This is a genomic window from Pedobacter sp. Leaf216, from assembly GCF_001421515.1.
Taxonomy (GTDB): domain Bacteria; phylum Bacteroidota; class Bacteroidia; order Sphingobacteriales; family Sphingobacteriaceae; genus Pedobacter.
Map to the genome: position 1 here is coordinate 77,332 of NZ_LMKM01000035.1, position 22,300 is coordinate 99,631.

Annotated in this window: 25 protein-coding genes; 9 read left to right on the top strand and 16 right to left on the bottom strand. The window is 36.2% G+C overall.

The features are described from left to right. Positions 1 to 2: 2 nt before the first annotated feature. The gene (locus ASE74_RS21005) at positions 3 to 1,193 is read right to left on the bottom strand and encodes an acyl-CoA dehydrogenase family protein (RefSeq protein WP_055913578.1); all 1,191 of its coding nucleotides are present in this window, start codon (positions 1,191 to 1,193) and stop codon (positions 3 to 5) included. A 113-nt stretch (positions 1,194 to 1,306) separates the two neighbouring features. Between ASE74_RS21005 and ASE74_RS21010 the strand changes: the two genes are divergently transcribed. Further along, positions 1,307 to 1,675: a dihydroneopterin aldolase gene (locus tag ASE74_RS21010; protein WP_055913581.1), complete on the top strand. Its 369-nt coding sequence runs from the start codon at positions 1,307 to 1,309 to the stop codon at positions 1,673 to 1,675. Between the two features lie 3 nt (positions 1,676 to 1,678). Then, positions 1,679 to 3,103, top strand: coding sequence for an FAD-binding oxidoreductase (locus tag ASE74_RS21015; protein WP_055913584.1), 1,425 nt, complete (start codon positions 1,679 to 1,681; stop codon positions 3,101 to 3,103). Between the two features lie 11 nt (positions 3,104 to 3,114). Here ASE74_RS21015 and ASE74_RS21020 read toward each other — a convergent pair whose 3' ends face one another. Then, positions 3,115 to 3,600, bottom strand: a complete 486-nt coding sequence (locus ASE74_RS21020; protein WP_055913587.1) for a thioesterase family protein — start codon at positions 3,598 to 3,600, stop codon at positions 3,115 to 3,117. 67 nt (positions 3,601 to 3,667) lie between these two features. Between ASE74_RS21020 and ASE74_RS21025 the strand changes: the two genes are divergently transcribed. Next, positions 3,668 to 4,102 carry an Hsp20/alpha crystallin family protein gene (locus tag ASE74_RS21025; protein ID WP_055913590.1) on the top strand — a complete coding sequence of 145 codons (435 nt, stop codon included), beginning with the start codon at positions 3,668 to 3,670 and terminating at the stop codon, positions 4,100 to 4,102. A 341-nt stretch (positions 4,103 to 4,443) separates the two neighbouring features. Then, entirely contained in the window at positions 4,444 to 5,760 is a 1,317-nt protein-coding gene (locus tag ASE74_RS21030) for a hypothetical protein (protein WP_055913593.1), read from the top strand. Position 5,761: 1 nt separating this feature from the next. Here ASE74_RS21030 and ASE74_RS21035 read toward each other — a convergent pair whose 3' ends face one another. The 4 genes from ASE74_RS21035 to ASE74_RS24855 form a co-directional block, all read right to left on the bottom strand. Further along, on the bottom strand, positions 5,762 to 6,043 hold the full coding sequence (locus ASE74_RS21035) for a Txe/YoeB family addiction module toxin (RefSeq protein WP_055913597.1): 282 nt from the start codon (positions 6,041 to 6,043) through the stop codon (positions 5,762 to 5,764). Then, positions 6,025 to 6,234 (bottom strand): DUF2683 family protein, encoded by a 210-nt coding sequence (locus ASE74_RS21040; protein ID WP_055913600.1) that lies wholly within the window; start codon positions 6,232 to 6,234, stop codon positions 6,025 to 6,027. Before ASE74_RS21040 ends, ASE74_RS21035 begins: the two co-directional genes overlap by 19 nt. A gap of 133 nt (positions 6,235 to 6,367) precedes the next feature. Further along, entirely contained in the window at positions 6,368 to 7,390 is a 1,023-nt protein-coding gene (locus tag ASE74_RS21045; RefSeq protein WP_055913603.1) for an LD-carboxypeptidase, read from the bottom strand. 507 nt (positions 7,391 to 7,897) lie between these two features. Further along, positions 7,898 to 8,059 carry a hypothetical protein gene (locus ASE74_RS24855; RefSeq protein ID WP_157255497.1) on the bottom strand — a complete coding sequence of 54 codons (162 nt, stop codon included), beginning with the start codon at positions 8,057 to 8,059 and terminating at the stop codon, positions 7,898 to 7,900. 346 nt (positions 8,060 to 8,405) lie between these two features. On the opposite strand from ASE74_RS24855, the gene ASE74_RS21050 reads away from it, so the two are divergent. Beyond that, entirely contained in the window at positions 8,406 to 9,704 is a 1,299-nt protein-coding gene (locus ASE74_RS21050; protein WP_055913606.1) for a DEAD/DEAH box helicase, read from the top strand. A gap of 191 nt (positions 9,705 to 9,895) precedes the next feature. Here ASE74_RS21050 and ASE74_RS21055 read toward each other — a convergent pair whose 3' ends face one another. From ASE74_RS21055 to ASE74_RS21070, 4 genes are all read right to left on the bottom strand, one after another. After that, positions 9,896 to 11,179: an OmpA family protein gene (locus ASE74_RS21055; RefSeq protein WP_055913609.1), complete on the bottom strand. Its 1,284-nt coding sequence runs from the start codon at positions 11,177 to 11,179 to the stop codon at positions 9,896 to 9,898. 235 nt (positions 11,180 to 11,414) lie between these two features. Then, positions 11,415 to 12,071 (bottom strand): YdeI/OmpD-associated family protein, encoded by a 657-nt coding sequence (locus tag ASE74_RS21060; protein WP_055913612.1) that lies wholly within the window; start codon positions 12,069 to 12,071, stop codon positions 11,415 to 11,417. Positions 12,072 to 12,151: 80 nt separating this feature from the next. Further along, on the bottom strand, positions 12,152 to 12,682 hold the full coding sequence (locus ASE74_RS21065; protein WP_055913615.1) for an RNA methyltransferase: 531 nt from the start codon (positions 12,680 to 12,682) through the stop codon (positions 12,152 to 12,154). A gap of 66 nt (positions 12,683 to 12,748) precedes the next feature. After that, complete coding sequence (locus ASE74_RS21070) at positions 12,749 to 13,915, bottom strand: galactokinase (RefSeq protein ID WP_055913617.1); 1,167 nt, start codon at positions 13,913 to 13,915, stop codon at positions 12,749 to 12,751. Between the two features lie 76 nt (positions 13,916 to 13,991). On the opposite strand from ASE74_RS21070, the gene ASE74_RS21075 reads away from it, so the two are divergent. After that, a complete protein-coding gene (locus tag ASE74_RS21075; protein ID WP_055913620.1) occupies positions 13,992 to 15,041 on the top strand; it encodes an aldose epimerase family protein in 1,050 nt (349 codons plus the stop codon). Between the two features lie 3 nt (positions 15,042 to 15,044). Further along, positions 15,045 to 15,440: a DUF1398 domain-containing protein gene (locus ASE74_RS21080; RefSeq protein WP_055913623.1), complete on the top strand. Its 396-nt coding sequence runs from the start codon at positions 15,045 to 15,047 to the stop codon at positions 15,438 to 15,440. Between the two features lie 157 nt (positions 15,441 to 15,597). On the opposite strand, the gene ASE74_RS21085 is transcribed toward ASE74_RS21080, so the two are convergent. The 4 genes from ASE74_RS21085 to ribD are packed head-to-tail and all read right to left on the bottom strand — an operon-like array spanning position 15,598 to position 19,019. After that, complete coding sequence (locus ASE74_RS21085) at positions 15,598 to 16,458, bottom strand: nucleoside phosphorylase (RefSeq protein ID WP_055913625.1); 861 nt, start codon at positions 16,456 to 16,458, stop codon at positions 15,598 to 15,600. A gap of 37 nt (positions 16,459 to 16,495) precedes the next feature. Beyond that, complete coding sequence (locus ASE74_RS21090; RefSeq protein ID WP_055913627.1) at positions 16,496 to 17,110, bottom strand: YigZ family protein; 615 nt, start codon at positions 17,108 to 17,110, stop codon at positions 16,496 to 16,498. Beyond that, positions 17,097 to 17,966 (bottom strand): DMT family transporter, encoded by an 870-nt coding sequence (locus ASE74_RS21095; RefSeq protein WP_055913630.1) that lies wholly within the window; start codon positions 17,964 to 17,966, stop codon positions 17,097 to 17,099. Before ASE74_RS21095 ends, ASE74_RS21090 begins: the two co-directional genes overlap by 14 nt. Then, the gene (ribD, locus tag ASE74_RS21100) at positions 17,967 to 19,019 is read right to left on the bottom strand and encodes a bifunctional diaminohydroxyphosphoribosylaminopyrimidine deaminase/5-amino-6-(5-phosphoribosylamino)uracil reductase RibD (protein WP_055913633.1); all 1,053 of its coding nucleotides are present in this window, start codon (positions 19,017 to 19,019) and stop codon (positions 17,967 to 17,969) included. A gap of 80 nt (positions 19,020 to 19,099) precedes the next feature. Here ribD and prmC point away from each other — a divergent pair, with 80 nt between their 5' ends. Then, on the top strand, positions 19,100 to 19,975 hold the full coding sequence (gene prmC / locus ASE74_RS21105) for a peptide chain release factor N(5)-glutamine methyltransferase (RefSeq protein ID WP_055913636.1): 876 nt from the start codon (positions 19,100 to 19,102) through the stop codon (positions 19,973 to 19,975). 278 nt (positions 19,976 to 20,253) lie between these two features. Here the strand turns inward: prmC and ASE74_RS21110 are convergent, their stop codons facing one another. Continuing rightward, positions 20,254 to 20,769, bottom strand: a complete 516-nt coding sequence (locus ASE74_RS21110; protein WP_055913639.1) for a hypothetical protein — start codon at positions 20,767 to 20,769, stop codon at positions 20,254 to 20,256. 17 nt (positions 20,770 to 20,786) lie between these two features. Beyond that, entirely contained in the window at positions 20,787 to 21,686 is a 900-nt protein-coding gene (gene xerD, locus ASE74_RS21115; protein ID WP_055913643.1) for a site-specific tyrosine recombinase XerD, read from the bottom strand. A 49-nt stretch (positions 21,687 to 21,735) separates the two neighbouring features. Here xerD and aroQ point away from each other — a divergent pair, with 49 nt between their 5' ends. Then, positions 21,736 to 22,152: a type II 3-dehydroquinate dehydratase gene (gene aroQ, locus ASE74_RS21120; RefSeq protein ID WP_200912341.1), complete on the top strand. Its 417-nt coding sequence runs from the start codon at positions 21,736 to 21,738 to the stop codon at positions 22,150 to 22,152. Positions 22,153 to 22,300: the final 148 nt, after the last annotated feature.

Consider the following 22,300-nt stretch of genomic DNA (forward strand, 5'->3'; position numbering starts at 1 on the left):
ATCTATTTAAAAGCGTTTAATCCTGTAACATCCATTCCGGTAATCAGTAAGTGTATATCATGGGTGCCTTCGTAAGTTACTACAGATTCCAGGTTCATCATGTGGCGCATAATCGAATATTCGCCTGTTATGCCCATTCCACCCAGCATTTGGCGTGCATTTCGGGCGATGTCCAATGCAATTTCAACACTGTTCCGTTTCGCCATTGATATCTGTTCTGCCGATGCCCTGTTTTCACTTTTCAATACGCCCAATCGCCAAACCAGTAACTGGCCCTTTGTAATTTCGGTTACCATTTCTGCAAGTTTCTTCTGTTGCAGCTGAAAACCACCAATAGGTTTGCCAAACTGAACCCTTTCTTTCGAGTAACGTAAAGCAGTATCGTAGCAATCCATTGCAGCCCCTAATGCGCCCCATGCAATACCATAACGGGCCTGGTTTAAACAACCCAACGGACCTTTTAATCCACTTATTTCAGGGAAAATATTTTCTTTTGGCACTTTAACGTTGTCAAAAACCAATTCACCGGTTGCCGAAGCACGCAAACTCCATTTATTGTGTGTTTCCGGTGTAGAAAATCCTTCCATCCCGCGCTCCACCACCATACCTCTTATTTTTCCAGCTTCATCTTTGGCCCAAACCACCGCAATATCTGCAAAAGGAGCATTGCTGATCCACATTTTGGCACCGTTTAATATATAATGACTTCCAGCATCTTTAATATTGGTTACCATTCCGCCTGGGTTAGAACCATGATCAGGCTCTGTTAAACCAAAACAGCCCATCATTTCGCCACTGGCTAACTTAGGAAGGTATTTTTTACGTTGTTCTTCTGTGCCATAAGCATAAATTGGGTACATTACCAACGAGCCTTGTACTGATGCTGTAGAGCGGATTCCAGAATCGCCACGTTCTATTTCCTGCATCAAAATTCCATAAGCAGTATAATCCAATCCTGCACCACCATATTCAACAGGTATTGTTGGTCCAAAAGCACCAATGTCAGCAAGGCCCTTAATCAGGTGTTTCGGAAATTCTGCCTTTTGCGCATAATCTTCAATAATCGGACTTACTTCTTGTTTTACCCAATCTCTGGCCGTAGCACGGATTAATTTATGCTCATCGGTTAACAGTTCGTCCAATAAATAATAGTCTGGCGCTTCGTACAGGCCTTTTTTTGCTGATTTGCTCATTTAATTTCGTGTTATCTGGTTAAGAAATCGCGTTAATTTCAAAGGTAACAATTTACCGCAATGGGCATTATATTCATGAATAAAAATTTAATTTTGCAGCATACAAAACATACATGAGCCATTTTAAACAAACCGTAGCTTTAAAAGATGTAAAGTGTTTCGCTTTACACGGGTATTATCCCGAAGAACAACTTATTGGAAATCATTTTGTTGTTGATTTAGAAACCACGTTTGTACCAAAAGGCTTTAACGATGAACTTGCTCAAACCGTTAACTACGAAGATTTAAACGCAATTATTCTCGAAGAAATGAAACACACTCAAAAACTTTTGGAAACCGTTTTAAAAAATATTATTTCGAAAGTGATTGAACTGTATCCCTTTGTGGAAACTGTTGATGTGAGCATTAAAAAATTACACCCACCTATGCCAGGACAGATTGGCCACTCTTTTGTTAAATTAAACTATACATCAGCAAACTAAAAAATGAATTTTACCAAAATAAATCCTGAAATTTTAGCAGCAATCAAGGCTGCTATCGGAGCAGATAAAGTATTTACTGATGCAGATAGTTTAGCAAATTACAGTCATGATGAAACAGAAGATTTGCGTTACCAGCCAGAAGTTGTAGTAAAACCGACTACGCCCGAAGAAGTTTCTGCTTTATTGAAAATCTGTAACGCACACCACGTTCCGGTTACGCCCCGTGGAGGTGGTACCGGTTTAAGCGGTGCTGCTCTGCCTATTTATGGTGGCATTTCCTTATCCATGGAGAAATTTAAAGCTGTTATTGATATTGATACAGAAAATTTGCAGGCCACAGTAGAGCCCGGCGTAATTACCGAAGAATTTATTAATGCCGTAGCCGAGAAAGGACTTTTATACCCGGTTGATCCGAGTAGTAAAGGATCCTGCTTTATAGGTGGTAATGTGGCTCATGGTTCTGGCGGGCCAAGGGTTGTAAAATACGGAACAATACGTGAATATATTTTGAATCTTGAAGTGGTTTTGCCTAACGGAGAGATCATTTGGACTGGGGCGAATACTTTAAAATATGCTTCAGGATATAACTTAACCCAGTTAATGATTGGTTCAGAAGGTACTTTGGGTGTAGTAACGAAAATTGTAACCAAGCTCTTGCCAAAACCTACACAATCTGTATTAATGATGGGCTCTTTTAGTACCAATGAAGATGCCTGTGCTGCGGTTTCGGCAATATTTAGGGCAGGGGTAACGCCATCTGCCTTAGAGTTTATGGAGCGTAAAGGAGTGGAGTGGGTAATTAAATTCGATGATATTAAATTCGATTTAAAAGATGATGTAGCCGCGTTGCTTATGATAGAATTTGATGGCGATGATTTAGACGATATTTTTAAAAATTGTGAGAAAACAAATATCGTTTTAGAAGCGCATCAATGTACCGAGGTTTTATTTGCAGATACCGCTTCACAAAAAGAAGAATTATGGCGAATGCGTAGAACCATGGCCGAATCTGTTAAATCCAACTCCGTTTACAAAGAAGAAGATACCGTAGTACCACGCGCCGCTTTACCAAAGTTAATTAACGGAATAAAGGAAATCGGTGCCAAATATGGCTTTGAAAGTGTTTGTTATGGCCATGCAGGCGACGGGAACCTTCATGTAAACATTATTAAGGCGGGTATGAGCGATGATGACTGGAAGAATAAACTTAAATTCGGGATTGCGGAGATATTTGAGCTCACCACAAATTTAAGAGGAACACTATCTGGTGAACATGGCATCGGTTTGGTGCAAAAGGAGTTTATGCCGATCAAATACTCCGAAATTCACCTTAATTTAATGAGGGGGATTAAGCATGTTTTCGATCCAACCGGAATCCTAAATCCTGGTAAAATTATGCCTGATGAATTAAAGAAGTCAAGTTTTTAAAACTTGACTTCTTACCCAAGTTGCTCAAAACCGAGCATTTTTTGTTTTTCATCTTCAGGTATTGTGGTTGGTTTGCCTGTGGTGTAATCAACTGCAATGCATACCGTTTTTCCTTTGCTGCAAATAACCTCTTCACTTCCTTTTAATTTAACGATCTGGTAATCAAGATCAAAACTGGTATTCCCAATACGCGATGTTTTTACATGAATTGCAATCTTATCATTCATAACGATGGGTGAAATGTAATCCAATTCGGCATGGGCAATAACGATTCCGGTTTTTTTCCAATCCCATTTAATAATTTCTTCCCAGTATTTAGTCCGGGCAATTTCTAAGTAGGTAAAATAGATGGAATTATTCACGTGGCCCATCATATCGAAATCAATAAAGCGCAAATGAATATTGGTTTTGTAGTTGAATTTGTCTGAGAAATTCCTTATTTCTGCCAATTTGTCTTTTGATTTGAATTTATTTTGCCAAAATGTCTTAAAAATCATAAATTTTTGCTTTGGTATGTAAGTTGAATATGGTGTATTATCAATTTAAAAATAAATAATAAGCGATATGACACTAGTAAATTTTAACAACAGAACCCGTAACACAGCTCCATACTTTAACAATGTTTTCGATTCATTGTTTAGCGATGCCGTAACTAAAAACAAAATGGTTGATAAATCACCAAATGTGAATATTTACGAAAATGAAACTGCATATGTAATCGAGTTGGCTGCTCCAGGTTTGAAAAAAGAAGATTTTCAAATCAATTTAAAAAAAGATAACCTTTCTGTTTGGGCAGAAGTTAAAAAAGACGAAACCCAGGTAGCAAAAGATTTTACACGCAAAGAATTTGATTACAGCTCATTTGCAAGATCATTCAATTTGCCTGATAGTGCTGATGGTGATAACATTACCGCCGAATATAAAGACGGTATCTTATTGATCAATATCAGTAAAAAAGACGATGCTAAATTACAGAATAAAGAAATTGTAGTATCGTAAATAAGATTTTCTCGAGAGAGGATTTTCATAATAGTTTAGTTTTTCAAAGGTTATGAAGCTTGCATTTAGTGGTTTTAGATGAGATGTAAGGAATGGTGCAGGCTTCATAATAGTTTAAGTTTAGGTTTTATAAGGTTAATGCTGGATGGCATTAACCTTATTTTTTTAAGAAACTTTTATCTCGACCCGAGTAAAAAAATCTGACTAGTTAAATAATAGTAATGAATGTTTCCAGTCTACTGAGCTTAATTGATATGAAGAATTAAGGACCTTAGTATTTAGATTGATTTTAAGTTGCATTCTTAAAATCACCTTAATCTCATTTTTCGTATTTTTGCCGCATGGAGAGAGAAATTCTGGATACGAAACGCAAAGCACTTAAAATAAACCTTGACCCAAGAATCTACGGCACTTTCGCCGAAATTGGTGCGGGACAGGAAGTTTCCAGGAACTTTTTTAATGCTGGTGCAGCTTCTGGAACCGTTGCAAAAACAATGTCGGCTTACGACATGACTTTTAGCGATGCCATTTATGGCGCAGAAACCAATGGTCGGTATGTAAGTCAGAACAGGCTTTTACAAATGCTCGATCATGAGTTTGGTTTGCTTAATGAGCGTTTATCAGGCGAAAAATATGAAAGCCGTACCTTTTTTGCTTTCGCAGATACTGTAACTACCCTCAATTATAAGCGTACCAATGAGCCTCATGGTTGGGTTGGTATCCGCTTCCAGAACGAACCAGGAGGTTTACCTAACGAAATATTTTTCCATGTCCGGTTGTTGGATACAGATGTAAACATGCAACAGCGTGTGCTAGGTATTATTGGTGTAAACCTACTTTATGCAGCTTTTTACCATTATCAGGATCCCAAAATGATGGTAGAATCCTTGGCTGATAATTTGACTATCGGATCAGTGGAGATTGATTTGATTTCAGTTAAAGGACCAGCTTTTCCAGATGTGGATAATATCCTGCTTAATCTGTATATGATTATGAAAGATTTCTCTGCCGCGGCAATATTCGATGCAGATGCGCATCCACGCCAGGCTAAAGATCTTTTATATAAAAAGGATATTATGATTTTAAGAACCAAATATGGTCAGAAATCATTGCCTAACTTTAACTTATTCAATAAAGCTACCGATCAGTTTAAACGCACAAATAAGGTAGAAGATGGGAATTTAGCCGTTATGATTGAGGTTTTATTAACCAATGTTTTAACTGATGCCCAGGAAACACCTGATGACATCGACCTTGAAACAGTAGCCAAACGGGCCCAGGAAATGTGCGATACAGGGAATATTGTGATCGTTTCTAACTTTACGCGCCATAACCGCCTTGCAAAATATTTGGCCCGGTGTAAGCCAAAAAGCGTTGGTTTAGCTACGAATATTAACAACTTAAAATTTGTGTTCAATTCCAAAAACTTCACCGGAGAAAATTATTCAGGTCAGTTATTGAGTTACGTAAATGATATGTTTAATACAAATGTTAGGTTGTTTGCCTATCCTTTCTTAGATAAAAAGACAAATGAAGTAATCACAACAGCTAATATGCCGGTTACTCCGGATGCAAAGCCATTGTTCGATTTTCTTTTAATTAATGGTTATATTACTGATATTAAGGATTATAACGAAGATGAAGTGAAAACGGTTTAATTTATTTATCTCCGTAATCGCCAAGGGCGGAGATAATGGTAACGATTACTAAATTATCTTCTATTCTGTAAATTAACCTGTCTTTTCTATTTATTTGTCTTGACCAGTAACTAGATAAATCAAATTTTAGTCTTTCCGGTTTACCAATTCCAACTTCCGGATGTTCCGAAAGTTCTACGAATATTTGGTTTATTCTTTTTATCGAAGCTTTATCTCCAGATTTATATTGCGTTTCGAGATCTTTTTTTGCTAGTTTTTCAACTTCTATAAAATACTTTCCCATATATTTTTTGGATCCTTAATCCTGGTTGCATTACCATTTTCAGCATTGGCCGATCTTTCTTTTACCTTTGCAACAAATTCAGGATTATAAGGGCTTTCCTCTTCTTTTTGAAAAGAAACATTTAAAGCTTTTAAAACAGCCTCCACTGCAGCCTCTTGTTTTTTGTTTTTAGGATGTGCGATTATAGTCATAACAATTATTTTATATCAAAAATACGAAATTATTCGATCAACTTTCCTGCCAGTCTGCTTTTAACTATCGTTATGAAAAAATTATCCTTTGAGTTGAAATCGTTTAACACTAAAAGCCAAAAAGTTTACCAAGTTAAATTGTGCGTAATGTAGAGCCTGTTTCGTTTACGATTAAAGTATGGTTTACGCCGCATTTTAAAGCGAAGTTATTTCTTTGATGCCCTACAGGGAAATCAAAAGCAATTGGATAACTGTATTCCTTTACCTTTTCTATAACAATATCATAAATGGTTTTGCCAAATTCTTCACCAGCATCATCAGGTTTAACTTTAAAACCACCTATAATTAATCCTTTTAAGTATTTTAGTTTGCCACTTCGCTTCAGGTTCCATAACATTCTATCAATACTGTACAGGTATTCGCCGGTATCTTCAATAAAAAGTATTTTACCTTTCGTATCTAAATCAGAATCGCTACCAGATAAGGTTTCAATAATGCTGAGATTTCCACCAACTAAAATTCCATCAACTTTTCCAAGTCTGTTATTGCTATTGGTGGGAGCGGAGTAACCCATTTGCTCACCAATTAAAGCATTTTTTATGGATAGAATAGTTTCAATCTGAATGGGCTCGGCTTTACTCCAATCATCGGGAAAACTGTTGCACATTTTGGAATGGATAGAGGCAATATTATAATTTTTTGCCAAATGGCAGTGCAAAACAGTGATGTCACTAAAACCAATAATCCATTTTGGATTCTTTTTGAAAGATGAGAAATCAAGTTTATCAATTATCCTTACAAAACCATAACCACCCCGGGCACACATAATGGCTTTAATGGTTAAATCATCGAGCATTTTTTGGAAATCAGCTAATCTTTCTTCATCCGTTCCGCCATACGTAAAATCGCGCTTACCGATTGTGTCACCTATTTTTATGTTAAAACCCCAGCTTTGCATCTGTAAAATAGAAGGTTGAATCTGCTCTAATGTGATATAACCTGCAGGACTGGTAATTGCAATAGTATCCCCAGGTTTTAAATATGGAGGCGTTTTAAATGATAGATTTTCACTTTCTACAGTATTGGCTAATGTTTTAAATGCAGGAAATGCAGTTGCTGCTGCGATAAATGAAGAAAGGAAGTATTTTCTATTCATCTAAAATGTGATGTAATGTTGATTTTGCTAAGATATGATTTAAAATTTTTGCATAAAAGAAAAGGGATTTATATCCATAAATCCCTTTTTTAAACCAAACAAATTAATCTGTAAAAGATTAGTATAATGTGAATTATATAAATAACCCAGAATGAAATAAAATGTTTTGGGATTTCTGAAAAAAAATGAATTCTATTTCATTCCTTATTAATAAAATAATTTTCAATCATTGCCATTACTGAATAGCCCTTATGCGAGCAGAAATAATTTTGGTAATGTTGTCATATTAAATAGATATTAAAAATAATTTGCTTTTAAAGGAAAAGGCTATTCATCGCGAATAGCCTTTGCTAACAACAAAACAAATATAAGATAACCAAATCTTGCCTGATTGAGCAGAATCAGGATAAAGTGCTATGAGATACACTTTGCGGCCTAGTAATGGATTCGAACCATTGTAAAAAGTTTATGAAACTCCAACCTTCCAATCGGTCAACTGGCCAATTTTTATAACTGTTTTAACGATAAATAATCTCTTAACTCTAAAATCTGATCCTTAATTAAGCTATCTTCATCCCTTAATATCTGATGATCTTCTTTTTCGCTATTTAATGGAAAAATCTGGTTCGGATATTCGCTTATGGCAGGATATTGAAAATATATGGACATAATTTAGTGGTTTAAATGATTGACATATTATTTCTTATTATTACCGTTGAGCAAATATATAAATAAGTATATAATATCTATAGATTTAGTAGTTATTAATTTAAATTATTTTTTAACTTATTCATTTTCAGTTTAATAATTTTTCATTGAATTGAAAATTTTGTTTTATGGTTATTAATTCGGCGCAAGAACTTAAAAATAAACCTTCTCATTTTTATTATAGGTTTGAAGAAGAGCATAGCAGAAATTCATTATAACCCTACATCGTTTCTGGAGCAGAAAATTCAATTTCAGAAAAGCTAATTATTTTAAGGATATTTGCAGTTCAAAAATTAAAATAGTAATTGTGTCTTTAGATAAATTAAAACTTAGCAAACCACTTGTTGCAGCCATGACTGACGCAGGATTTTTAACACCAAAAGAAATCCAGTCCAGAACAATGTCGCGCATTTTAGGTGGTCAAGATGTTATAGCGGTGGGACCAGAGGGTTCGGGAAAAACGACAACTTATGTTTTAGCTACTTTAATGAAATTGAAGTATGCTTTTGAAGAAGCACCAAGGGCTTTAATTTTAGTGCCAGATGCAGAACATGTTGATCACGTTTTGGAACAGTTTAAATTATTAAACCGCAATAGCACTTTTAGGATTTTGGGTATTGATAGCCGTGGTGCAGTTGATACGCAAATGAACGAAATAACAGATGGATGTGATATTATTGTTGCAGTACCTGATCGCGCACGTGCTTTATACTTAAAACTGGCACTTAATACCAATAAAATTCAATTGTTTATTGTAGATAATGCAGAGCTTATCGTTAAAAAAGGCTTGCAACTGCCCGTTGTAGAATTGGCCAATAGTGCTTATAAATCTCAGCATGTAGTATTTACTGAAGTATTGCATGAGAAATTAAACCATATGATTTCTCCTTTCATGAAAGATTCTACCACAACTATAGAGGTAGATGAAATTGGCGAAAAACAAGCTGAAGTATATCAGCAAATGCTTTACCAGGTACCAAATTTCAGAACAAAGCTTAACCTGTTAACCCTATTGTTAAATGATGCTGAGGTTTTTGATAAAGTTATAGTATTTGTGAACACCCGCTTAACTGCTCAAACAGTTTATAAAAATTTTAATCATACCAAAGAAAACGAGATTACCATTTACCGCTCATTATTTTTTGATGATAAAGGTTATGATGATATTGAAGATTTTAAAGATAATCCTGAGGCCAGGGTGCTAATTGTGGCCAATGAGAATCTCGAAGAATTAAATATTAAGGGAATTCCTTTTATTTTGCACCTAGAATTACCTGAGCAAAAAGAAACTTTAATTCAGCGTATTGTTAAACACGATGATGAGGATGTGGTAGCAATTACTTTTTCTACAGATATTGAATTAATCGAGGTTAAAAAGATTGAACAAGCCATTGGTCAGAAATTAGAGGTAATGGAATTGCCAGAAGATTTAAAAGTTGTTGATGCAGTAGCCAAGCCTAAGAAAAAGAAAGGCACCGATGAGGAAGAAGATACCGATCGTGGCGCGGCCTTTCATGAGAAGAAAGCCAGTAACTTAAAAAATTACAACTATAGTGCTGGTACAAAAGCCAAAATGACTTATAAGAATAAGAAGGGTTTATCTTAACTAAATAATCGTTTTTATAAATCGCCATCCTGCACTTGTTTCCGGATCTTTTAAGGTTAGCTCAATTTTACAAGTGTGGTGTTATACATTGAGTATATGGATCCTGATAAATTCAAATTGACGAAAGTTAACATAAAAAAAGCTCCTCAGAAATTAATCTGAGGAGCTTTTTTGTTAGTTGTTATTTACGATTAATATAAAGTAAACTCTACACGACGGTTTTGTTGACGACCAGCTGCAGTTTTGTTGGTTGCAATTGGTTGGTCAGGTCCGTAACCTGTAGCTTCAACTCTTGATGCATTAGCACCTTGAGATACTAAGTAAGCTTTCACCGATTCAGCTCTATCTTTAGATAAACGTAAGTTTAATTCTCTACCACCGGTATTATCAGTATGGCCAGCTAATTTTAAGCTAAAGTTTTTCTCAACTAATAAAGCAGCAACACGGTTTAAAGTAGCATAAGATTTAGAACGGATAGTTGATTTACCTAAATCAAATTCCAAATTAGAAATTGCATCTTTAACAACTTTACGATCTTCTTCAGTAATTACTCTTGTTTCTTTAATTACTTCACGTTGAACTTTAATTGGGCAACCAGAACCATCAACAACTGTACCTGATGCAGTACCAGGGCATTTATCGAATTTGTTTGCTACACCATCATTATCATCATCACCAAGATCTTTTGCATATTGCTCTCTATCACGTTGTGCATTTTGCTCAGCAGTAGATAATGCTCTTCTTAATTCTGAACTTTCTTCAGCACTTTCTTTACGTAAGTTTGCTAATGAACTGTAGTTTTGTAATTGAGGTTTTTCTTTGCTACCCAATGCAAATTCAACACCTGCATGTGCATAAGCGAATCTACTTTTAGGTAATGATTCTGGCGATTTGATGAAATTTACATCGTAACCTAAATCAATGTTGATACCTTTTGCAACACCTAATTTAACACCAGCACCAACCGGGATAAACCAACCTTCTCTATTGTTGCTTTCGCTTACAATTGCGCCACTTGTGCTATAATCAGACGACATGTAACCAGCACCACCTTTTAAATAAGGAATTAATACTGCATTTTCGTTATTGATGTTGATGTTAGCAACATTGAAAACTGCTGTTAAAGCTCCAGACCATTCAACACTTTGTTGAAAATCAGTTGCTCCATTGGTAGATTTAATATCACCTCTTAAGAAATCAGCCTGGATACCTAAAGATGGTAAAATTTGTTTTCTAACGTTTGCACCGTAACCGATACTTTTAAATTCTTTTGCTCTAACACTTCCTGATCCGAAGATGGTGTTAGGAGAAAGTATTCCTCCGTGTACACCTACAGTCCATGTGCGGAAAGATTTTTCTCCAAATCTTGTTCCTGTTGTAGTACTGGTTGTAGTTGGCGTCTCCTGTGCAAATAATTGTGATGATAAACCTAATAAAGCAACCAACATTGTTGATTTTGTAATTCTCGTATTCATTTTCTTCTATTTTGTAATTAATAGTCTCTTAACAGTTTTTATATCGTACTGTTTTGCATCGACTAAGAAAAAATCTTGCCAAAGGAGATATTTTACATACAAATAGCATGTTATCAGAAGATTAGCATGTTAAAATAAATTCACAGAAATGTTACTTAGCATTAAGAAATACTCATTATTATGTATATTATTCTATACATTTTTACTATTGCGGCTTAAGGAAAGAATTGTTTATTTATTTTTCGGATGGATTTTTCTTTCCGTTTAAAAGCATTTCCAAGGTTTTTTCGAGCCTGTTTAAGCGGGTTTTTTCTTGTTTTGCCGATATAACCCATAGCACATATTCTTTACGGTGGGAATAAGCGAGTTGGTTAAAGTAAGCCAATGCTTTAGGTTGGTTTTCAAGAATACTTTTCAAATCCTCTGGAAGTTTAACCGTTTTGTTTACGGGATCGATGTATTCGCCAAAATCGTTTGTTTTGATATGATCATTCCGCATGCCTGATGGCTTTACTTCAGTGATCAGCTTTAAGCGTAAAGCCGTCCATGTTTCATTTACAGCAGCTGAGGCACAAGGTGTTAAGCCGTAAACATTCAGTTCTTCCCAACTTTTCATCAAATCCAGATCAGATTTGATTTTTGATGATTTTTTTGGATAGAAAATCCAAAAAATGGTTTTTGAATCTATCTTTTTAAGATGATTTTTAATCTGCTGATTGAGTTGATCTCTATTTATAGTAAATGTAATTAATACATTAAAATCAGTTTCTTCGCTAAATGTGATGTTAGTCGGAACATCACCAAATATTGCAGCTGAATTTTCTGGCGCATCAACTACCTTAATTACATAACCTGGCTTTACCTGAAGTTTTTTTAGTAATAGATTTTCCATTTGTAGCTTAAAAATTCGACTTATTTAACTAATACTAATAGATATCATCCTTTCGTTGCCTTATAGTTTAAATGATGGCATTACAGCCTCAATTTAGCAAAGAAATCCCAAAAAACAATGCCTGCAGAAATCACAATGTTAAAAGAATGCTTGGTTCCAAATTGCGGAATTTCGATACACTCATCAATTTTATTCATTACTTCATCACTTACACCATCTACTTCGTTTCCAAAAATTAATGCATATTTTTTATTGGGATCAGGGTTAAAAGTGTTTAACATGGTGCTGTTTTCAGCCTGCTCTATGGCCACAATCTCATAGCCCAGTTCCTTTAGCGTATCAACAGCCTGTAAGGTATCTGCATAATGAATCCAATCAACCGATTGTGTTGCACCAAGGGCTGTTTTTTCAATTTCGCGGTGTGGTGGTTGTGCGGTAATGCCGCATAAAATTACTTTTTCTAAAGCAAATCCATCTGCGGTTCGGAAAATCGAACCTATATTGTGCATGCTGCGAACATTATCCAATACAGCTACAACAGGCAATTTTTCCTGTGCTTTAAATTCTTCAATATCAGGACGGTTTAGTTCGTCTAATTTTAATTTTCTCATTATTTTTTAAAAAGGATTGAGCAGTTGATAGCTTACATCGGTTAAATGTAATTTATGAAACTGTGTTTATCCTTGTGCATTTGTTATTAAATATGGGCCATTGCCAATTTCGCTGATGTAAATCGCAGCTGGATAACCAATTTTATCTACATAATAATCTGTAAGGTGCTTCGCAAAATCTTCTTCATAACCTTTTTCCAATAATGCTATTGCGCAACCACCAAAGCCAGCACCCGTCATTCGTGCGCCGATAACATGATCGTAGCCGCTACAAAAATCAACAACTGCATCAAGTTCGGTTCCGCTTACTTCATATAAATTTCTAAGAGATTCGTGCGAGGCATACATCAATCTTCCAAATTCTTCCAGGTTTCCGTTGTTTAAAGCTTTTGCTGCCAAATGCACACGGTCGTTTTCTTTTACCACGTGGGTTGCGCGGTTTAAAATAGTTTCGTCGGTAATTAAGTGGCTATGGAGCGCAAGTTTCTCTGCAGTTAATTCACAAAGATAATGCAGTGTTATTTCCTGGTTCAATAATTTTAAAGCCTGCTGGCATTCTGCAACACGCTCGTTGTATTTAGAATCGGCAAGTTCACGTGGTTTGTTGGTATTGATGATGGCAAGTACATAGTTGCCAAGCGTTACATCAACCATTTTATACTTTAAAGTTTCGCAATCCAATACTATTGCTTTGTTTTTTTCGCCAAAAGCAACAGCAAACTGATCCATTATGCCCGAATTTAAGCCAATAAAATCATTTTCAACACGCTTTGCAATTTTAACAAGATCTAATCTGTCATAACCAAGATTATAATAACTGTTTAGTGCAAAAGCGGTTGCAATTTCGATAGATGCTGAGGAGGAAAGTCCAGATCCGATTGGAATATTACCGTAAAACAAAAAATCGAGGCCGTTAATTTCTTTGCCGTCTCTAATAAATTCATTGATTACGCCTACGGGGTAATTGGTCCACGAACTCCCGTCTTTATCATTTAAAACATTGCTGTTTACTTCTACCTGATTTTCAAAATTTAGGCTTTTAAATCTGAATTTCTGATCACTGCTTGGGGCAATGGCAACCCAGGTGCCTAAGGTGATGGCGCAGGGCATTACCAAACCGCCATTGTAATCGATGTGTTCGCCAATTAGGTTAACGCGTCCGGGAGTAAAATAAACCGCATCGGCTTTTTTATGGTATTCTGCTGAAAATTTTTCCTCAAGGTTAATGTTCATTTGGCTAAAATATATTTATAAAAAGCATTAATAATGTTATGTTTGCTTAGGAAACAAAAGCCCTAAGTTACAATTTATGAGCGTTCAGCAAATACCTACAGGAAAAATTATTGATCTCGAAGAAGTTATCGCAATCGAACTAACCAATAGTAAAGGCAGTTATGTTAAAATATTTAATTATGGTACCATTATAAATAAGTTTGTAGTAAAAAATGCCAGTGGTGAAATGCAGGATATTGTGCTGGGTTTCGATAGTTTTGATCAATATCTTGATCCGGCTTATTTAGAAAACTACCCATATTTCGGTGCAATTATAGGCCGTTATGCCAACCGCATTAAAAACGGGAAATTTACTATCGGCGAAGAAACTTACCAATTGGCACAAAATGCCGGCACTGATACGCTGCACGGTGGCGTGGTGGGTTTCGATAGAAAAGTTTGGGATATTGTTGATATCAGCGAAGGGCCGCAATCATCGGTAACCTTTCAATACGAAAGTGTGGATGGTGAGGAGAATTTCCCGGGAAACCTGATTGTTGATTTAACCTTCGAGCTTACTGAAAATGATGAGTTGATTTTAAGCTATGAAGCAGAAACGGATAAAGCTACAGCCATTAACTTAACGCACCATAGTTATTTTAACTTATCGCCAAAAGTTGGCAATGTTAAAGATCATAAACAGCAGATTTTTGCTTCGAATTATTTAGAACAGGATGATAATTATTCAGTTACAGGTAAATTAATCCCTGTGGCGGGAACTGCATGGGATTTTACAAAATCAAAAGCAATTGGCGAAAACTGGAATGAAGAAGAGGGCTACGATCAAACCTTTGTGCTGGATAAAATTTACGGCGATTTATCTCTGGCCAGTAAAACAATTGAAGATGAAAGCGGTTTAGTTTTAAGTGTGTACACTACAGAGCCGGTAGCGCACTTGTATACTGCTAAGTATTTAGCTGTTAAAAATGGAAAAGGCGGTCAAGATTACGATAGTTACGGTGCTTTCTGTGTTGAAACCCAACACCATCCCAATGCTGTAAATATACCTGAGTTTCCGACTACCATTTTAAACCCTGATGATTTGTACACGCAAACTACAATTTATAAAATCTCATTAAATAGATAACTTATGTTCACCATTGAAAACATCCAGGCGGCAGAATCAAAAATTAAAACTGGTGCAGATTTTCCTCAGTTTGTTAAAGAAATTAAGGAAATGGGTGTGATACGGAACGATGTCTATGTATCTAACGGCTTGTCGATTTATTTTGATAATGAAGATAATGCGCAACAGGGAAGTCCTGATGATTATCCGGCTTTAATTATAAATGATGAAGCATCTGCCGATAAGTTAAAGCATGCATTGACTATCCATCAGCAAGGTGAAACAGATTATTTTACGTTTTGTAAGCAGGCTGCAGATGCAGGAGTAGAGAAATGGGTGGTTGATCTGGAAGAAATGACCTGTACATATCTGGATGCCGAAGGGAATGAACTCGTAAAGGAAACGATAGCAAAAAAATAATAGATCATTAAACAATAAAGGCCCGAAATATCGGGCCTTTATTGTTTAAACCAAATGGTAATGTTTAAGGTTACCATCTACTTTGAATTTTCAATATAATGTTGCTATTTTATTAGTTTAGGCTAATGTTACTACCTTACATCTAACAACTTTAACTTTAAACTCTTTCCAACACCATTTTAATGGCCTGCTCTACAATTTTGTTTGGCTCTTTGCTAAATTCAAAATTTACCCTGCTAGCCAGAATTGCATTAATGGAAAGTGCATGGTGGCCCAACACTTTCGCCAGTGCATAAATTCCTGCGGTTTCCATTTCTAAATTGGTAATCCGATGCTGGTTGCTCCTGAAGCTATTAATTAGTTCTATAAAGTTTGGTACAGCATTTTTTGCACGCACTATTCGGCCTTGCGGTGCATAAAACCCAGGTGCGGTAATCGTGATGCCTCTCGGCATATCCTTGCCAATGGTATTCAATAGTGTTTCGCTGCCTGCCGTTAAATAAGGATTAATGTTTTTAAGGTGGCCGAAATGGGTTTTAATATCATCCATTAAAAGTTGTTCATCTCCAGAAAGTTGCTGAAGATAATAATTCATTAAGGCATCCATACCTAAACCATGTGACGAAGCCAGTATAGTGCCCATCGGGATATCGGGTTGAACTGCCCCTGAAGTGCCAATGCGGATAATATTTAAGGAAGTAAGCGATTTTTTAACTTCACGGGTTTCAAAATCGATATTCACCAGTGCATCCAACTCGTTAAACACGATATCGATATTATCGGTACCGATCCCTGTTGAAAGTACTGTAACGCGCTTTTTGCCCACATAACCGGTGTGGGTAATAAATTCACGTTTACCTTTCTTATACTCCACCGTATCGAAATGTTTACTTACTTCACCTACGCGGTCAGGATCACCAACAGTAATTACGGTGTCTGCAATGTCTCCGGGCAAAAGGTTTAAGTGGTAGATACTGCCATCAGAATTGATGATTAAATCGCTTTCGGATATTTTCATATTTGGTTTGTTTTGCCTGCTGATTTCGGTTCACGCCTTATATAGTATGGAGGTATTTTAACTTTACGCCATCTATTTTATCAAATTTACTTAAAACCTGGTTCAGTTGTGCCTTTCTGATCTCAAATTTAAGGATACAGTTGCTATCAAATTGTTGATTCAGAATCTGCAGGTTTTCTTCCTTACATAATTTCATTACATCATTCATCTGCAGGTATTCAAAATGTGCCTCGTAAACATCATTTACCGTTTTGCTAACAATGGTAGCGGCTTTAATGGCTTCAATACCAGCGGTTTTATACGCGTTGATTAAACCTGGCACACCAAGTAGTGTACCGCCAAAATAACGCACTACAACAATTAATACATTGGTGATATCTTCTGATAACAAACAGTTTAATATTGGCCTGCCTGCTGTACCCGATGGCTCACCATCATCGTTCACTCTATAAACAGATCGATCAGGTGTTAAGCGGTAAGCATAGCAAAAATGATTGGCCTTAACGTGTTCTGCCCGGAGTTTAGCAATTATCGGTTTTAATTCCGATTCGCTGCGCATAGGGTAGGCATATGCAAGAAACTTGCTTCCTTTATCACGAAAGATACTTTCTGAAGCACTTTCGATTGTTTTATAAGCATCATCGAACAGCATTTTGCGATAGTGTTATGAAGATGACGGCTGCAATAGCCAAAATGATACCTGCGTAATTTAATTTACTCAACTTCTCTTTAAAAGCTATGATTCCAATTAACGACGCCACAATGATTACCCCTAAATTCATAGCTGCAAAAACCGTTGAGGGATTTTCTGCCAGTGCTTTATGGGCTTTCATATAAAAAAGAATGTTTCCGAAATTGAATAAGCCTAAAATAAGTCCGCAAACCAGGTTGATGAGTTGTAATTTGATTTTTCGGGCAACTACCAAAGTAATTACTATCAGCAATGAAACAACAAATGCAAGCGCAAAAACCGTGAAAAGGGAAGTGGTATAGGGCAGATCTTTATATAAGGCAATCTGTTTAAAAAGCACATCAATAACACCAAACCCAATAAAAACCACCACAGGGTAAAGCAAATTTCCTTTGCTGTTTTCTACCTGATCGGGTTTGCGTATAAAAGTTAGAAAAATAGCTGCGAAGCCAATGCATAATCCGGCTATTTTGAAACTGTTGAAATCTTCTTTAAAAATGAAATAGGCAGCCAGTACAGGGATAAACAACGATAAACGCTGAGCAATATCAGTTTTAACAATGCCCAGGTTTTTAACGGAAGCCGCTAAAAATAGAAATATAGCTGGCAATAAAACTGCCAGTGCAATATAAGCTGGCCATGGTGCGCCTGGGCTAAGCTGACTTACATCTGGCCTGAAAAAAAGGAAGCACAAAGTTAATGCTGCCAGGTAGTTAACGGTAACGGCTTGAATGATGCTGATTTGATACCGTTTTGCCAATTTTAATAAAATAGCTACAGTAACACTACAGCAGATACTTAAAATAATGTAAATCATTTATTTAATGTCGTTAAGGTAGATAGAGAGTTTATCATTTCCAATTTGTACAGCTTCCTTTAAATTGCCATTAATGGTAGGTGATGGTACACCATCGGTCCAACTGTTTGATGAAGTGAAAATACGCGCCTCATCCCATAAGCCTGTGCTTAAAAACTGGTTTAATATGTTTGCACCGCCTTCAATAATTACGGATTGAATATCCATCAGGTAAAGCTGAAAAGCAATTTTTTGTGCTAAATAGAAGTGCATATCTTCCATTTGGATGTAATGCACATTATCAATTACATCGGTTTTAACTTCATTAAAGATGATGGTTTTGGCTTCAGTATTAAATATATGGTTGCTTAACGGCACTTGCAGGTTTTTATCGATAACCAAACGTACAGGGTTTTTACCTGGCCACTCGCGGGCTGTTAACTGTGGGTTATCCATAATGGCGGTTTGTTTGCCAATTAGAATTGCATCTTCTTCGGTACGCCATTGGTGCGCCAAACGCTTGGCCAAAGCCCCGCTGATCCATTTTTGATGCCCATCTTTTGTAGCAAAATAACCATTAGCTGTTTCTGCCCATTTTAAAATAATATAAGGTCTTTGTTTTTGTATCCGTGTAAAAAATCTTCTGTTAAAATACCGGCATTCATCATCTAAAATTCCACTTACTACAACAATACCAGCATTTTCGAGCTTCTCAATGCCTTTTCCGTCCACACCCGAAAAGGGATCTCTATTGCCTATTACAACTTTTTTTAGCTGATGCTTAACAAATAAATCCGCACAGGGTGGAGTTTTGCCAAAGTGGGCACAGGGTTCGAGACTAACATAGGCTGTAGCTTGTTTAAGCAGGCTTCCTGCCGCTGTTCCATATTGATCGAATACTGCCTTTACCGCATTGGGCTCTGCATGGGCCTTTCCATATTGCTGATGGTAACCTTCGCCTATAATTTTGCCATTTGCCACAATTACGCAACCAACCATTGGGTTTGGACTTACGTTTCCGATGCCTAAGGCTGCTAACTCCAAACAGCGTTTTATATAAAATTCATCGCTCATTGGAGCAAAAGTAGTAAAAAAAGAGTCACGGGCTTATCAAAAGAGATCTGTTGTCATCTCAATTAAGTAATTTTGTGCGCATGAAGATCGGAGAATTAGCGGCACATTACCAGGTTGAACTAGCGGCTTTGTATGAAAGCAATGAAGCTAAAGCACTATTTAATATTGCTGCTGAACATGTTTTAAGCCTTTCTCCAAATCAGCAGGTTATGCAGAAGGAAACGGATATCCCTTTCATCAACATGCAAAAACTACTGAGTATCTTAAACGACCTTGAGATTGGCAAGCCTATACAGCATATTTTAGAAGAAGCTCATTTTTATGGTTCGGTATTTAAGGTTAACGAGCATGTGCTCATCCCAAGGCCTGAAACGGAAGAACTGGTGGATTGGATGATTTCAGTTTGCAATTCACTGCGCTCGGTTCACAATGGTAAAGTAATTAGTGTACTTGATATCGGAACAGGATCTGGCTGTATCCCTATAACGCTTAAAAAGCATTTGCAAAATGCCGAAGTTTCTACTTTGGATGTATCTGCCGATGCAATTGTTGTAGCCAGGCAAAATGCTTTAAAAATGGGAGTTGAAATCAATTTCATTGAAGCAGATATTTTAAGTTATAGTACTGAACAAAAATTTGACATCATTGTAAGTAACCCACCTTATATCAGAGATTTAGAAAAAGCCGATATGCATCACAATGTGCTATCACACGAGCCACATTTAGCCCTGTTTGTAAGCAATGAAAATCCGCTGATCTTTTACAAAGCAATAGCCGACTTTGCCAAAACGAACCTGAAACCTAAGGGATTATTGTTTTTTGAAATTAATGAATACCTGGGGAATGATACCGTTGACATGCTAAAGGAAAAGGGCTTTTTACATATTGAGTTGAGACAGGATATGCAGGGCAAAGACAGAATGGTAATGGCGGAAATTGGGATGGAAGAGGTGTAATGGAAAATGGACGAAGAATAGAAGTCAAAAATTGATTTTAACTGATCAATTTCTAACGATATAGGTTTTATCATTGAATGATTTTAATGGCCTTAACTTCTTAATGGTAAGAGAAATCATTACTAAGTCAGGATTTAGATGTCTGAAAGTATGGATATATATAAAGAAAGGAAAAACCATTTCAGCTGAACTTCGTGTTTTGCGTTTTTATGCCTTTGCGGTTAAAAACTATTAACTGATGCACGGAAAATTAGCCGTTTTGCTTAAGGCTAATACCGTTAAACTTTTTTAAAACCCAGCTTTGACTTAGTTAATTCAATGATATCATTAAATTGTGACTCACTTGTTTCAGACTTATGCAGCATGAGAAATATTTTATTCTCGATTAGCAATACGAAAAAATCATTTCGAATTGAATATGATGAAAATGCTCCCCATTTAAAATGAAATCTTTTTTCATTATCAAAATAACTAAATTCATCATCCAAAAATTCAAAAGTATAGATGAAATTCTCGTGTTTTTTACATAGTATATTTAATTCCTTAGAAAAAATGCTACGTGCATTTATAATTCTTAAAATATAATTAAGTGTTAGTATACAAAGTATAAACCCCACTATTCCATAAAATGATGAACCCCGTCCGTTATCAATTGTAATTGAAATTATTAACCCTATAGTTAGCATAACATAGATAAACAATTTAATATAGCTATTCTTGTTTTCTAATTTGAATTTTAGCCTGTTGCCTTTAATACAAAGCATTTTATTGAATGGTACAGTAATACTGATCATATTTACTTAATTTAAAGTTAGGCTCTCGGATGAAACTGCGTAATTACCTCTCTTAGGTAATCTCTGTCCATATGCGTATAAATTTCAGTAGTGGTAATACTCGAATGGCCCAACATTTCCTGTACAGCACGTAAATCGGCACCACCTTCAATTAAATGCGTTGCAAATGAATGCCTTAAGGTATGCGGACTGATTGTTTTCTTTAAACCTGTGGTTATTGCCAGGCTTTTGATCAGGTTAAATATCGAAATCCGTGATAATTTAGCACCGAAGCGGTTTAAAAAAATAAAATCTTCATTCCCTTTTTTGATGCTGGCATGTACCCGTACTTCATTTATATAAATATCGAGCAGTTTTAAAGCCACACCTCCAATGGGTACCAAACGCTCTTTATTGCCTTTTCCAATTACTTTTATAAATTCAATTTGTGGGAATAGGTTAGAGATTTTTAGTTCGGTAAGTTCTGTCACCCTTAAACCACAGCCATATAATACTTCCATAATGGCTTTGTTGCGCATTCCTTCAGGCTTGGAAGCATCTATTGCAGCAATGAGTTCGTTTATCTCATAAATGTTCAGCGTATCGGGGAGTTTCCTGCTTAGCTTCGGGGCTTCAATCAATGCTGTTGGGTCGTTTGTAATCACCTCCTCGAGCATCAAATAAGAAAAAAAAGCCTTTAAACCCGAAATTACCCGCGCTTGTGTACTGGCTTGCATCCCCAATTCGTTTAGCCACGTAATGAATGATTTTAATTGTGCAATGCTGATATCAGTTAGTTTTGGTTCCTGATTTATAGATTCGAAGTATTGAATCAGCTTATCTATATCACTAAGGTAGGCCTCAACAGAATTGCCAGACAACGAACGTTCGAGCTTTAAATATGATTTAAATCCTTTAATATATGATTGCCAAAGCATGCTTTTATTTGAGATTTTTTATAACATTGCAACGTTACAACATTATATTATGAAAATACAAATTATTAACGGCCCAAACTTAAACTTATTAGGCGTGCGCGAACCATCTATTTACGGTAGCACGAGTATAGAGGATTATATAAAAGAATTAAAAACCGTTTACCCAGCCATTGAAATAAGCTATTACCAAAGTAATGTAGAGGGTGAAATTATTAATAAACTGCACGAAGTTGGTTTTAGCTGCGATGGCATAATACTTAATGCCGGCGGCTATACACACACCTCTGTAGCCATTGCAGATGCTATTGCCGCAATTGTTACGCCTGTTGTTGAGGTGCACATATCCAATATTTATGCCCGCGAAGAATACCGTCATGTTTCTTTAACAGGTAAAAACTGCCAGGGTGTTTTAACAGGCTTTGGTATGAAGGGTTACCGTTTGGCTATTGAAAGTTTGCTGATCTGATTTTGAGCAGCTGATTAGCACCTGATTATAATAGTGCTCATTTTTAGTAGAGTGTAAGGCCCCAATTAATATGAAAGCTAAATTTTAAGGTGCTCACATTTGTGCAGGAGACCAAAATCGCGTGTAATTGTTAGCCGCAAGGTTGCAG